Source organism: Ruegeria sp. YTSA064 (assembly GCF_059610325.1).
The window spans coordinates 101,593-114,985 of sequence record NZ_JBXWNK010000007.1; the positions used below are offsets into that span (position 1 = coordinate 101,593).

The window sequence follows — 13,393 nt, forward strand, 5'->3', positions numbered from 1 at the left end:
GGGTGTGGGAAAGTTCATCGACAGCAGTCTTGATTGCTTTTGTAGTCTCAGCAATTTTGTTTCTGCCGGGACTACTCGTTGCTGGGCTCGAATTTTTGCTGCCCGGTGCTTTTCAAGTGCGAGATCGACTGCAAAGAGACAAAACCTTAGACCTAATCCAAAAACGGAATTCTAGTTTTTGGAATTGGTGGTAAGACTTGTACCTGTTCAGCATTTATCTCGCTAAGTATTATGACTGGTCCTATTCGTTTTCCAGCCGTCACCGTCGGTGGGTTGGACTTGCGATACTCTTCGCGTGGTATTGGGTATTTGTTGGAATTGTTAGTTTACTTCCAGGTTGGGTTGCTGGCTTAGCTTTACTCATATCCGCGCCATTCTCGGGCCTGTTCATGATTGCGCATCATCGCGTTTGGGAAAAAAGAGATGAAAGCACGCGTGATCAACAATCTCAGTTTTGGAAAACCAAGAAACTCATTGATCGATTCGAGAGGTAAGTGCGGAGCAAAGGCCGATAGGCCGCCGCGCTATCGCCAGACCGCCCGCACGGGCTGGCGATTTGTCTCCGTTAACGCTCCGTTTGAGCGTTTCGCGGATTTGGCTGGCATAAAGTGCTCGGCACAGCCCGAGGATCGCCACCCCCGCGGTCTGGCGATAGCGCGGCTTTGTAGCTTGATCCGGTGTAGGGTGGGGTTTCACCCCACAGTGGGGCGGTTGGTGGGGTGAAACCCCACCCTACACCAATATGTTATGTGACAGCGCGGCAGACGTCGCTAGGCTCCGGCCTATGATCTATCGACTGCTTTTTCTTCTGCTGACCGCGACTCCGGCCTTTGCGATGGGGCCATGGAAATCTGACTGCCATGGCGATACCGCTTGTGAGGTCGGCGACCGTTCGTACCATGTGCTGGAACCTGAAGACTGGGATGGCGAAGCGCCTTTGCCGGTGCTGATGCATTTCCATGGCTGGGCGCGGCAGGGCGATGTGGTGGTGAACCATGAACGCATCGCCGGCGCGACGAAGCTACGGAATGTGTTGCTCGTGGCCCCGAACGGGCTGGGCAAAAGCTGGAACTTTTGGACCTCCGACACCCAGGATGTGCCATTCGCCGATCAGGTGCTTGAGGATGTGGCCAAACGCTATCCCATTGATCCCGCGCACATATATGTCTCGGGCTATTCCTTTGGCGGCGCGATGGCGTGGCGTTATGTGTGCCAGTCGGGCAATGATATCGCCGCCCTGCTGGCTGTTGCGGGCTCGATCCGCCAGACCGAGGACTGCCCTGAGGCTCCGCGTGAGGTGCGCCACGTGCATGGGCTGGACGATACGGTGATGGATTTCCCTTTCGGGCCGGACGGGGACACGACTTATCCGGTGGCGCTGTGGAAGGCCAAGTTCGACTGTAACGGCGCGACTCCGCGCGGGGATTGGAGCGTAAAGCCGTTTCTGACGCTCAGCCGTATGGAATGGACCGATTGCGCGCAGGGGCAGGTCACGTTGGACACCCATCCCGGTGGGCATTTTATCCCCCATGGCTGGATCGGTTGGCAGCTGGATGAGCTTTTGGGCCGAAAGCCAACCTATCCGTAATCGTTGACATTGCAACGGCGGCGCGATCACTTGCCAGAGCACAATCATAGGAGACGACCCGTGAAACCGCTTCTGCTGGGCGCAATGATCCTTGCCGCCACTTTCGTTCAGGCAAAGGACACATACCCGCCGGTTGAATTGCTGTTGCAGACCGATACCTCGATCATCGGCGAGCCACTGGAATATCCGACAGGGCAGGCTGAAATCACTATGGCGATCGTCACCATGCGACCGGGACAGCAGACAGGCGACCATCGACATGATGCGCCGTTGGCGGCCTATGTCCTTGAGGGCGAGATCACCGTTGACTATGGCGATGACGGTACGCGTGTCTACAGAACCGGGGATGCCTTTGTCGAAGCCTTCCGCTCGACCCATACCGGGGTGAATACGGGTAGCGGGATCGCGCGTATTCTGGCTGTATTTGCCGGGTCGGACGCTGTTTCGAACACGGTTGCCGAAGACTAGGCCAACGGCCTCTTTCCCCTGTGTACAATATCCGCTACATGCGGTCTGACCCGAGATTTACTGGCGGATGACGACCGATGAAATTCACTCTTTCCTGGCTGAAAGACCACCTCGATACTGACGCTTCGGTGGTTGAGATTGCCGAGGCGCTGACCGACCTCGGACTTGAGGTCGAAGATATCGTCAATCCGGCGGACCGGCTGGCGGGCTTTACGCTGGGCCATGTGAAACATGCCGAGAAACACCCCGACGCCGACAAGCTTCGAGTTTGTACGGTTGAGACCGACGAGGGCGACCTGCAGATCATCTGTGGCGCACCCAACGCGCGCGAAGGCATCACTGTCGTCGTGTGTAAGCCGGGCATGTATATCCCCGGTCTGGATATCACCATCAGCGTTGGCAAGATTCGAGGTGTCGAAAGCTTTGGCATGATGGCGTCCGAACGCGAGCTGGAGCTGTCGGACGAGCATGACGGAATTATCGAGCTGCCTTCGGGCGAGATCGGTGACAAGTTTATCGACTGGCTGGCCGAGAACGAGCCGTCGAAGGTTGACCCGATGATCGAGATTGCGATCACGCCAAACCGCCCGGATGCGCTGGGTGTTGAGGGGATTGCGCGCGATCTGGCTGCTCGTGGTTTGGGCACGCTGAAGGTGCGCGACTATGTGCCGGTGCCAGGTGATTTCGAAAGCCCGATCAAGTTGTCGATCGACGAGGATACGCTGGACGGCGCACCGCATTTCACCGGTCGGCTTATCAAGGGTGTTAAGAACGGTCCTAGCCCGCAATGGCTGCAGGATCAGCTAAAGGCGATTGGTCTGCGTCCGATCTCGGCTCTGGTGGATATCACCAACTATATGACCTTCGATCACAACCGCCCGCTGCACGTATTCGATGCCGACAAGGTGCAGGGTAACCTACGCGTTCACCGTGCCAAAGGCGGCGAGAAGTTGGTTGCTCTGGATGAGAAGGAATACACACTACAGCCCGGCATGATGGTGATTTCGGACGACAAAGGCCCGGAATCAATCGCCGGTATCATGGGCGGTGAGGAAACCGGCTGCACCGAGGAGACGGTGAACGTCTTCCTTGAAAGCGCGTTCTGGGATCATGTGCAGATCGCCCTGACGGGCCGTGCGCTGAAAATCAATTCGGATGCGCGCTATCGCTTCGAACGTGGGGTCGACCCGGAATACACCCGCGAAGGGTTGGAGCACGCGACGCAGATGATCCTGGATATCTGCGGCGGTGAAGCCTCGAACGTGGTTGAGGCGGGCAATGCGCCGAACCACGCGCGGGCCTACAAGCTGGATGCGGCGCGAGTGCAGTCTCTGGTCGGGATGGAAATCCCGGAAAGCGAGCAGCGGCAAACCCTGACCCGTTTGGGCTTCCGTCTGGATGGAGAGATGGCGCACGTGCCCAGCTGGCGACCAGACATCATGGGGGAAGCTGATCTGGTGGAAGAGGTCGCGCGGATTGCTTCACTGACCAAGCTGCAGGGTATTCCTCTGCCACGCACCACGGCGGGTATCCCCAAACCGGTCATGACGCCGACGCAGCGCCGCCAGTCGATGGCGCGACGGACTTGTGCCGCACTGGGGTATAATGAATGTGTATCCTACACCTTCATAGATCAGGCCTCGGCTGCGCTGTTTGGCGGTGGCGACGCTGCAACCATGCTGGAAAACCCAATCTCGTCCGAGATGAGCCATATGCGCCCTGATCTGTTGCCTGGTCTGCTGCAGGCGGCGGCGCGTAATCAGGCGCGGGGTTACGCAGATCTGGCTCTGTTCGAGGTCGGTCCGGTGTTCCACGATGGCGAGCCGGGGGATCAGCAGACGCAAATCACCGGCCTGTTGGTTGGGCGCAGCGGCCCCAGGGATGTGCACGGTGCGTCCCGCCCGGTTGACCTGTTTGATGCGAAGGCCGACGCCGAGGCGGTGCTGGCCGCAATTGGCGCGCCAGCTAAGGTACAAATTCTGCGTGGTGGCGATGCCTGGTGGCACCCGGGTCGTCACGGCAAGATTTGCCTTGGCCCGAAAAAGGTTCTGGGTGTTTTTGGTGAGTTGCACCCTCGCGTCTTGCAGGCCATGGACATCAAGGGTCCGGCAATGGCGTTCACCATTTGGCCAGATCAGGTTCCGATGCCGCGTAAATCCGGAGCAACCCGTTCCGCCTTGGAACTGCGTGACCTGCAGGCGGTTGAGCGTGACTTTGCGTTTGTCGTTGATGCCAATATCGAGGCGTTAACGCTGGTGAATGCAGCTGCAGGGGCCGACAAGGCACTGATTGAAGACGTTCGGGTGTTTGACGAGTTCATCGGGGGTAGCCTTGGTGAAGGGAAGAAATCCCTGGCCATTACCGTTCGGCTGCAGCCATCTGACTCGACCCTCAAGGAAAAGGACATCGAAGAGGTCAGTGCAAAGATCGTCGAGAAAGTGGCGAAAGCGACTGGTGGCGTGCTGCGCGGCTGAGGATGTTTCCACCCAGGGTGGGACATATATGATATCACGAAGGGGCGGGCGCGCCCCTTTTTTGCGGGAGGAATAGGTCATGTTAAAAGTTTATCTTTCGGGTGAGATTCACACGGATTGGCGGGAACAGATTATCGCAGGTGCCGGGGGGCTGGACATAGAGTTTAGCAGCCCAGTGACAGATCATGATGCGTCGGATGATTGTGGCGTCGCGATTTTGGGGGCAGAGCCAAACAAGTATTGGCATGACCACAAGGGTGCGATGGTGAACGCGATCCGAACCCGCAAGGGGATTTCAGACGCTGATGTGGTCGTTGTACGCTTCGGGGACAAATACAAGCAATGGAATGCAGCCTTTGATGCCGGCTACGCGGCGGCCTTGGGCAAATCGATCATCGTGTTACATGGAGCCGATCATCAACACGCTTTGAAAGAGGTGGACGCGGCCGCGCTTGCGGTGGCGGAAGAGCCCGCGCAGGTTGTCGAGATTCTGCGTTACGTCGAGACAGGCCGATTGCCAGGCTGAACGGCCCAAGGGCGTGCGGCTCTTTGGCGCCGCCGCCCTGTGATTCAAGTTAATCTCGAGGCGGGATGGTCAGGCCCTTCTGAACTGCAGGCCTTTCCAGAAAACGGTCGAGATAGGCCGCTACATTGCTGTAGTTGTCCCAACCGAGGACCTCTTTGACGCCATAATAGTCGAGACCACGCAGCCAGGGTGCGATGGCTATGTCAGCGATCGAATAATCTCCGGCGATCCAATCCTGGCCGTTCAGCTGTGTTTCGAGGACGTTCAGCAAGCGTTTGCCCTCGGTCACATAGCGTTCGCGGGGGCGGGGGTCTTCGATCTCGCTGCCAGCGAATTTGTGGAAATACCCCAGCTGACCGAACATCGGCCCAACGCCGCCCATCTGGAACATCAGCCATTGGGTGACTAAATGTTTGTCCGCCTTGCTCTGCCCCAGCAGCATGCCGCTTTTCTCGGCCAGATACAGCAGGATCGCTCCGCTTTCGAAAAGCCCCATCGGGACCCCATCGGGCCCGTTCGGATCAATGAGAGCCGGGATCTTGTTATTGGGATTTAGCGACAGAAATTCGGGACTTTTGACATCCGCATCTGCCAGCGTAACTAGATGTGCCTCGTAGGGAAGTCCGGTTTCCTCCAGCATGATCGACGCTTTGACCCCGTTGGGCGTTGCATAGGAATAAAGTTGGATGCGATCAGGAAATTGCGGTGGCCATTTGGCCATGATCGGGAATGAGGTGGTGTCCAGCATGATATGCTCCTGCAACAGGGTTATAGGTCTCAATGTGGTGGCATGAGCGCAGATTGTCAGGTGTTTGAGTGTGCAGGACCGGACAGTGACTGTTTGCTGGGGAACAGCAGGGGGAAAACTCGGAAATCCCGCACCTAGACCTGAGCGCAAAATTAGCCCAGACTTTTTAGCAATCCCGCGCCAAAGGCGCGGGTTTGCTGTTGGCGCAAAGGAGAAACGTGTGGAAGATGTCGTAACACAGGTGGGCGCATTTGGTCCGCTGATCATGAGCGCGATCAAAGCGTTGATCGTTCTGGTATTGGGTTGGATCGTCGCCGGAGCCATAAGTGGTCTGGTGCGGCGGCGGATCAACGCGACACCGCATATCGACCCGACTTTGGGGAATTTTGTTGCGAGCCTGGTGAAATGGGTGCTGTTGGCGATAGTCTTTGTCGCCGTACTGGGCATTTTCGGTATCGAGGCGACCAGCATTGTGGCCATTCTGGGTGCCGCATCTTTGGCCATCGGTTTGGCGCTGCAGGGAACACTCAGTGATTTAGCCGCAGGCGTGATGCTGGTCGTGTTCCGGCCTTATAAGTTGGGCCAGTATGTCGATATTGGTGGCACTGCAGGTACGGTGAAAGACCTGAACCTGTTCACGACCGAGCTTGTGACGCCGGATAACGTACAGATCATCGTGCCAAACGGTCAGGCTTGGGGTTCGGTGATCACAAACTACTCCGCCCATGACACGCGCCGGGTCGATCTGGTGTTCGGCATCGACTATGGCGACAGCGCGGATGAGGCGATGAACATCATTCAGGATGTGGCCAAGGCCGACAGTCGTATCATGGCTGATCCTGAGCCTTGGGTGCGGGTGACAAACCTTGGAGATAGCTCGGTTGATCTGACCGCTCGCCTGTGGTGTGCGGCGGCTGACTATTGGGATGTGAAGTTTGAACTTACCAAAGCGATCAAAGAAGCGTTTGACGCCAAGGGCGTATCCATCCCGTATCCGCATTCAGTGGAGATACACAAAGAGGCGTAAGCCTCCCGCCCGTCGCTCGGGCATTGAATTGCCCTCCTCCGGTTGGGCCGCGCACCGCGCCAAAGCGCGGTGTACTTTTTTTGTGTGACCGTTGGTTCAAAAACAATAGCGCCGCGCTTTTGGCGCGGTGCCAGGCCCAAGTCTGTAAAGCGTCCTTTGGAAAAGGACGCTTTCAGAGGCGGGAGTACTCTTAGTTCAGCAGAGTTGCCGGATCGACAGAGTCGATGTTGAGGGCAGTACCTACCGCTTCGTAAGTCAGCTTGCCGGCGTGGACGTTCAGGCCTGCCAGCAGGTGTGCGTCGTCCTTGCAGGCCTGCTTCCAGCCCTTGCTTGCCAGCGACAGCATGAACGGCATTGTTGCGTTGCCCAGTGCTATGGTCGAGGTCCGGGCAACCGCACCGGGCATGTTGGCGACGCAGTAGTGCATGATGCCGTCAACTTCGTAAACCGGATCGGCGTGGGTGGTGGCTTTCGAGGTTTCGAAGCAGCCGCCCTGATCGATCGCAACGTCTACCAGAGCCGCGCCGGGCTTCATGGTCGACAGTTGTGCGCGCGAGATCAGCTTCGGAGCTGCCGCACCCGGGATCAGAACCGCACCGATGACCAGATCGGCATCCTGGATCAGTTCAGCGGTGGCACCAGCTGTCGAATATTGGTTCTTGAACGTTCCGCCGAACACATCGTCCAGATAGCGCAGACGCGGCAACGAGCGGTCCAGCACGGTTACATCTGCGCCCATGCCCGCTGCGATCTTGGCAGCGTGGGTACCAACCACACCGCCACCAATGACGATCACCTTGGCAGGACCAACACCCGGAACGCCGCCCATCAGAACGCCACGGCCACCGTTGGCCTTCTGCAAAGTCCAGGACCCGACTTGCGGTGCCAAACGACCGGCAACTTCCGACATTGGGGCCAGCAGAGGCAGGCCGCCGTTCGCGTCGGTGACAGTCTCATAGGCGATCGCAGTACAGCCGGATTCCAGCAGGTCGTGGGTCTGGTCTGGGTCGGGTGCAAGGTGCAGATAGGTGAACAGCAACTGACCTTCGCGCAGCATTTTACGCTCGACCGCCTGAGGTTCCTTGACCTTGACGATCATGTCGACGGTGGCGAACACCTCTTCTGCAGTGTCGACGATGCGAGCTCCTGCCGCGACGTAGGCATCATTGTCAAAGCCCGAGCCCATCCCGGCACCCGTTTCGATGATGACTTCGTGACCACGGGCCACAGCCTCGCCAGCCGCGTTCGGGGTCATCCCGACGCGGAACTCCTGGGGTTTGATTTCCTTGGGGCAGCCGATTTTCATGTGAGACTCCATTCATAAACTGCCTAAATTATGGGCATTATGCTGTGCAATTTTTGTGAAACCCTGCTTGCCAAATGGTAGAATTGTAGGAAATTATCCGAAGATAGTTAAATACTACGCAATGGATGTGCGCCGATGATGATAGATGCGACCGATCGAAAGATTCTGGCAGCCCTTCAGCGCAAAGGCCGGATGTCTAATTCAGAGCTATCCGAACAGGCCAACCTGTCACCCTCGGCGTGCCACCGCCGTGTTCAACGGCTTGAGGCAGAAGGTTATATCAAAGATTACGTTGCATTGCTGGATGCACGTAAAATGAATGTGCCAACAACTGTGTTTGTCGAGATTACTTTGCAGGGACAAGCGGAAGAGGTGCTTGAATCCTTCGAAAAGGCAGTCGCCCGAATTCCCGATGTACTAGAATGTCATCTGATGGCCGGAACAGCGGATTATATTTTGAAGGTGGTTGCTGAAAATACCGAAGATTTCGCGCGGATACATCGGCAGTACCTTTCTCGCTTGCCCGGCGTGGCGCAGATGCAAAGCTCTTTTGCTTTGCGCACGGTTTTCAAAACGACGGCCCTGCCAGTTTGAACTCTTCCGCACCCGATGGCGGCGTTTCGTCCTGACCGCTTGTATCTGCCTTCAGACCGGTTCAAAATCTATAGTTCTGACCATAAGTGAAACATTGGCAATGCGCGCTGACATCCGATGGTTACACTGGCCCTGTATGGTCCGAACCCGAAGACGATAAGGAGCAGACCTTGGTTTACGAACATGACAGCACCCCTAAAGATTGGCTGGAAGCCGAACTGGAAGATTCGCTGGATGAAGATTTCGAGATCGAATTCAGCGAACCAATGCTTTCGGTCGAGGTGCGTAAGATCTACAAGGATCAGCATCCCGATATGCTGGATCGCAAGGTCTATTTTCGTAACCTTTTGCGTCTGCAGGCCGAACTTATCAGGGTACAGGATTGGGTGGTTCACACCGGGGCCAAGGTTTGCATCCTGTTCGAAGGCCGCGACAGTGCTGGCAAGGGTGGGGTGATCAAACGCATAACACAGCGCTTGAACCCGCGGGTCGCTCGCGTGGTCGCCTTGCCTGCGCCTAGCAGACGGGAACAAAGCCAGTGGTATTTTCAGCGCTATGTGCCCCATTTGCCTGCGGCGGGTGAGATCGTGTTCTTCGATCGGTCCTGGTACAACCGAGCGGGTGTGGAACGCGTGATGGGGTTTGCCAACGAAGATCAGGTTGAACAGTTTTTTCAGGACGTTCCCGAATTCGAGCGGATGCTGGTGCGGTCGGGGATTATTCTGCTTAAGTACTGGTTCTCGATTACAGACGAAGAACAGCAACTGCGATTCCTGATGCGCATTCACGACCCAATGAAGCAGTGGAAGCTGTCGCCCATGGATCTGGAATCCCGCATCCGGTGGGAGGCATACACCAAGGCCAAAGAGGATATGTTCTTTCGCACCAACATTTCCGAGGCGCCGTGGTATATCGTTGAAGGCAATGACAAAAAGCGCGAACGGCTTAATTGTATCGAGCACCTGCTAACCAAGATCCCTTATGAGGATGTGCCGCAAGAAAAGGTCAATTTGCCGGATCGGCGCTATAATCCCGAATACGAACGGCGCATTTTGCCGGATGAGCTACACGTGCCAAAGATTTATTGAATTGGCAGTCATGTGGTGCGGGAGAGCGATCCCCCGCACCTGAACGGTTTGATTAGCCCCAATCAAATCCGCAGTTCATTTCGAAAACGAACATGCCACACATGTCGTCATTCATGTCTTCGACTGTGGTTTCAACAGTTTCAATCATGTCGTCAGCGACGTCGGTGTCGAACACAAGATCGAAATCATCCATTTCCGGAGTCGTATCGGCCTGTTGCACCGGAGACCATTCGAACTGGTCAAAATGGGCCTGCAGTGCGTTAACAAACGCTTCGATCCCGGCAAGGAAAGCCTGAACGTCAAAGCAGTCCGCGCCTGGTTCACCATTGTCAACGACAACTTCAGGTGTTTCAGGCTCTGGTTCTTCGACCTCGGTGACATCGGTATCCGGCACTTCAGGTTCCGGGTCTTCAACTTCAGTCACATCGGTATCAGGCGTTTCCGGCTCTTCGGTTTCGGTGACGTCAGTTTCCGGAGTCTCCTCGACTTGGTCGTCGGTCTCAGTGACGTCAGTGTCCGGAGTTTCGTCCGTTGGTTCTTCGGTTTCGGTGACGTCCTCGTCCGGGGTCTCCTCAGCCGGTTCATCGGTTTCAGGAACTTCCGCCACCGGAGTTTCGTCAACTGGTTCCTCAGTCTCTGTGACGTCGGTATCCGGCACTTCAGGTTCGGTCGGAGTGGTAACTTCCTCTTCCGGTTCCGCAACCTCTTCAACCGGAGGGTTCACTGGCGGGGTGGTGCCGCCGTTATCAAGATCGACCTCGCCTTGTGTCGCAGCAAAGTTCTGCGTCACCATGACTGCATCGAACCCCTGCATGTCGCCTTCTTCGATCCCGATGCCGATATACTTAAAATCGGGGTTCAGAATGTTGGCTCGGTGGCCGGGGCTGTTCATCAGGTTCTGGTGCAATTGCGCGACATCATCGCTGATGCCCGGTGCGCCGCGCTCGGATTGCCAAGCGATGTTTTCTCCGGTGCGCCAGCTGCCGGACAGGTCAAACCCTGCGGCTTGCATCCGTTGGGTTGCAGATGAGCCTCCCTGCCCGGTGTGGCTGAACCGGTCGGTGTCAAGCATCCAGGTGCTGTGGTCCTCGGATGATTCATTCAGGTTGCGTTCAAGTTCTAGGGGATCAAGACCGCGGGATGTGCGCTCTTGGTTGATCAGCGCCAGCATTTCGCGCTCAACCGTACTTGCTGTCGACATCAGTGCCTCCGTTTTTGGTTATGTCTGAGTGGACGGCCTCACTTACAGACGATCAAAGAACGCTGAACAGGGTAGGTACGGGGTTGGGTGATTTTCGGCGGCAGAATGCAACCGAGCGGCGATTCGCTGCGCTGTAAAATGCCGACATAGGCGATTGCATCAAAATCGGCAGGTTGCCGCGAGGGTAAAGCCGGGAATGGGCGAGAATATCCGCCCTAAAAAACGACAAACCCCCGGGCGGGGCCTCGGGGGTCGTCAAATAGTGTCATCCAAAGCTGGACGAGTCGCGGTAGGCTCTTAGAGCAAACCTTCGCGCTGTGCTTTCTTACGTGCCAGTTTACGGGCACGGCGGATCGCTTCAGCTTTCTCGCGCGCTTTTTTCTCGGACGGTTTCTCGAAATGTTGCTTCAGCTTCATTTCACGGAACACGCCTTCGCGCTGCAGCTTTTTCTTCAGGGCACGAAGCGCCTGATCGACGTTATTGTCGCGAACACTAACCTGCATGTGGTTGTCACCACCTTTCTAGATAGAGTTGCAAGGAAATTGCAGGAAGTGGCCGTATAGCAAAGCGCGCCTAACTTGTCTAGTACTGGACCCGCAGCCTCGGAGAGCCGAAATGACCGCTACCTATGAAGATACCAAAGAACAACTTCTGAACGCGATTCTCGACCATGTGCCTTTTGACGGTTGGTCGGAAACAAGCTTTCGCGCAGCGATTTCCGATTGCGGTCTGGATGCCGGACTGGCCCGCGCCATCTGCCCGCGCGGCGCTGTCGATCTGGCACTGGCCTTCCATGCGCGCGGTGATGCGGCAATGCTGGATCGTATCAATACTGAGGATCTAAGCGGGCTGAAGTTTCGTGACAAGGTCGCCGCCGCTGTCCGCTTTCGTTTACAGGCAGTCGAAGACAAAGAGGCCGTGCGCCGGGGTGTGACTCTATTCGCGCTGCCGATCTATGCCGCAGATGGGGCCAAGGCGGTCTGGGGCACCTGTGACCAGATCTGGACAGCGCTTGGCGATACTTCGGATGACGTGAACTGGTACACCAAACGTGCCACTCTGTCGGGCGTCTATTCTTCAACACTGTTGTATTGGCTGGGCGATGACAGTCCGGATTATCAGGCGACATGGGAATTCCTCGATCGCCGGATCGAGGGCGTGATGCAGTTCGAAAAGCTCAAGGCGCAGGTGAATGACAATCCGCTGCTGAAGCCGTTTCTGGCTGTGCCCAACTGGCTTGCGGGTCAGGTGAAGGCTCCGGTGAAGATGCCAGACAACTTGCCCGGTTCGCTGTCATCGGGGAAATAGTCGCAACGTTTCCACTTGTTGCTGGGCCTCTGCGCTACTGACTGCTAGGCAAGAGGCAAAGGAGATATGACCATGACCCAGACGATGCGCGCTGTTGAGATTACCGAAGCGGGTGGCCCGGACGTTCTGCAATTGACCGAACGCCCGATGCCGGAACCGGCGGAGGGTCAGGTGGTTCTGAAAGTAGCCTATGCCGGGGTGAACCGTCCTGATGCACTGCAACGGGCGGGGGCCTATGATCCGCCTCCGGGTGCGAGCGATCTGCCGGGTTTGGAAGCCTCAGGAGAGGTTGTCGCGATTGGCACGGGTGTTGAGGGGCTGGCGACTGGCGATCAGGTCTGCGCCCTGCTGCCAGGCGGCGGTTATGCCGAATATGTAGCCACTCCCGCCGCGCATTGCTTGCCTGTTCCTACGAGCATGGGTTTGAAAGAAGCTGCCTGCTTGCCAGAGACCTTCTTTACCGTCTGGTCCAATGTATTTACGCGGGGTGGCCTGAAAGCGGGGGAACGTTTTCTGGTCCATGGTGGTTCAAGCGGGATTGGCACGACCGCGATCCAGTTGGCCAATGCATTTGGCGCTCGGGTTTTTGCCACGGCCGGATCGGCTGAGAAATGTGCGGCTTGTGTCGAATTGGGGGCTGAGAAGGCGATCAATTATCGCGATGAAGACTTCGTGGCTGCGATGCGTGCGGAGGGTGGCGCAAACCTAATCCTCGATATGGTGGGCGGCGATTACATCCCGCGCAACGTCAAAGCGCTGGCCGAAGATGGTCGTTTGGTTCAAATCGCATTCCTGCAAGGTCCGGTGGTCGAACTGAACTTTGCGCTGATGATGGTCAAGCGTCTAACCCTGACCGGCAGTACTCTGCGTCCGCAAAGCGATCTGGCGAAGGCACGCATTGCGCAAGACTTGCGTGAAGCCGTCTGGCCCTTGCTTGAGGCCGGGAAGGTTGCGCCTGTGATGGATTCCGAATTCGATTTGGCTGAAGCCGCCGCTGCGCACGCGCGGATGGAAGGATCGGGCCATATCGGCAAGATCGTTCTTAAAGTCTCCGGCTAAGCTGA

The 13,393-nt window shown here is 56.8% G+C and carries 13 protein-coding genes; 9 read left to right on the forward strand and 4 right to left on the reverse strand.

Annotation, left to right across the window (positions count from 1 at the left end; translation table 11 throughout):
* Positions 1 to 784 precede the first annotated feature (784 nt).
* The 4 genes from AC2FI7_RS12030 to AC2FI7_RS12045 all read left to right on the forward strand — a co-directional run bounded on the left by AC2FI7_RS12030 (position 785) and on the right by AC2FI7_RS12045 (position 5,056).
* Positions 785 to 1,588 carry a CE1 family esterase gene (locus AC2FI7_RS12030; protein WP_496816078.1) on the forward strand — a complete coding sequence of 268 codons (804 nt, stop codon included), beginning with the start codon at positions 785 to 787 and terminating at the stop codon, positions 1,586 to 1,588.
* Between the two features lie 60 nt (positions 1,589 to 1,648).
* Complete coding sequence (locus AC2FI7_RS12035) at positions 1,649 to 2,056, forward strand: cupin domain-containing protein (RefSeq protein WP_480456117.1); 408 nt, start codon at positions 1,649 to 1,651, stop codon at positions 2,054 to 2,056.
* A 77-nt stretch (positions 2,057 to 2,133) separates the two neighbouring features.
* The gene (gene pheT, locus AC2FI7_RS12040; RefSeq protein WP_496833408.1) at positions 2,134 to 4,530 is read left to right on the forward strand and encodes a phenylalanine--tRNA ligase subunit beta; all 2,397 of its coding nucleotides are present in this window, start codon (positions 2,134 to 2,136) and stop codon (positions 4,528 to 4,530) included.
* A 79-nt stretch (positions 4,531 to 4,609) separates the two neighbouring features.
* Positions 4,610 to 5,056, forward strand: a complete 447-nt coding sequence (locus AC2FI7_RS12045; protein WP_496816080.1) for a YtoQ family protein — start codon at positions 4,610 to 4,612, stop codon at positions 5,054 to 5,056.
* A gap of 49 nt (positions 5,057 to 5,105) precedes the next feature.
* Here the strand turns inward: AC2FI7_RS12045 and AC2FI7_RS12050 are convergent, their stop codons facing one another.
* Positions 5,106 to 5,804: a glutathione S-transferase family protein gene (locus tag AC2FI7_RS12050; RefSeq protein WP_010443596.1), complete on the reverse strand. Its 699-nt coding sequence runs from the start codon at positions 5,802 to 5,804 to the stop codon at positions 5,106 to 5,108.
* 220 nt (positions 5,805 to 6,024) lie between these two features.
* Between AC2FI7_RS12050 and AC2FI7_RS12055 the strand changes: the two genes are divergently transcribed.
* The gene (locus AC2FI7_RS12055; RefSeq protein ID WP_010443597.1) at positions 6,025 to 6,831 is read left to right on the forward strand and encodes a mechanosensitive ion channel family protein; all 807 of its coding nucleotides are present in this window, start codon (positions 6,025 to 6,027) and stop codon (positions 6,829 to 6,831) included.
* A gap of 190 nt (positions 6,832 to 7,021) precedes the next feature.
* On the opposite strand, the gene ald is transcribed toward AC2FI7_RS12055, so the two are convergent.
* Positions 7,022 to 8,137 carry an alanine dehydrogenase gene (gene ald, locus AC2FI7_RS12060; protein WP_010443598.1) on the reverse strand — a complete coding sequence of 372 codons (1,116 nt, stop codon included), beginning with the start codon at positions 8,135 to 8,137 and terminating at the stop codon, positions 7,022 to 7,024.
* 135 nt (positions 8,138 to 8,272) lie between these two features.
* Between ald and AC2FI7_RS12065 the strand changes: the two genes are divergently transcribed.
* Positions 8,273 to 8,731 carry an Lrp/AsnC family transcriptional regulator gene (locus AC2FI7_RS12065; protein WP_010443599.1) on the forward strand — a complete coding sequence of 153 codons (459 nt, stop codon included), beginning with the start codon at positions 8,273 to 8,275 and terminating at the stop codon, positions 8,729 to 8,731.
* A 170-nt stretch (positions 8,732 to 8,901) separates the two neighbouring features.
* Positions 8,902 to 9,819: a polyphosphate kinase 2 gene (gene ppk2, locus AC2FI7_RS12070; protein WP_029622264.1), complete on the forward strand. Its 918-nt coding sequence runs from the start codon at positions 8,902 to 8,904 to the stop codon at positions 9,817 to 9,819.
* 52 nt (positions 9,820 to 9,871) lie between these two features.
* Here the strand turns inward: ppk2 and AC2FI7_RS12075 are convergent, their stop codons facing one another.
* Both AC2FI7_RS12075 and rpsU read right to left on the reverse strand, forming a co-directional pair.
* On the reverse strand, positions 9,872 to 11,020 hold the full coding sequence (locus AC2FI7_RS12075) for a CAP domain-containing protein (RefSeq protein ID WP_010443601.1): 1,149 nt from the start codon (positions 11,018 to 11,020) through the stop codon (positions 9,872 to 9,874).
* A 297-nt stretch (positions 11,021 to 11,317) separates the two neighbouring features.
* A complete protein-coding gene (gene rpsU, locus AC2FI7_RS12080; protein ID WP_005614280.1) occupies positions 11,318 to 11,524 on the reverse strand; it encodes a 30S ribosomal protein S21 in 207 nt (68 codons plus the stop codon).
* 112 nt (positions 11,525 to 11,636) lie between these two features.
* Between rpsU and AC2FI7_RS12085 the strand changes: the two genes are divergently transcribed.
* Both AC2FI7_RS12085 and AC2FI7_RS12090 read left to right on the forward strand, forming a co-directional pair.
* Positions 11,637 to 12,329, forward strand: coding sequence for a COQ9 family protein (locus AC2FI7_RS12085; RefSeq protein ID WP_496816081.1), 693 nt, complete (start codon positions 11,637 to 11,639; stop codon positions 12,327 to 12,329).
* Positions 12,330 to 12,401: 72 nt separating this feature from the next.
* Positions 12,402 to 13,388 carry an NAD(P)H-quinone oxidoreductase gene (locus tag AC2FI7_RS12090; RefSeq protein ID WP_010443603.1) on the forward strand — a complete coding sequence of 329 codons (987 nt, stop codon included), beginning with the start codon at positions 12,402 to 12,404 and terminating at the stop codon, positions 13,386 to 13,388.
* Positions 13,389 to 13,393 lie beyond the last annotated feature (5 nt).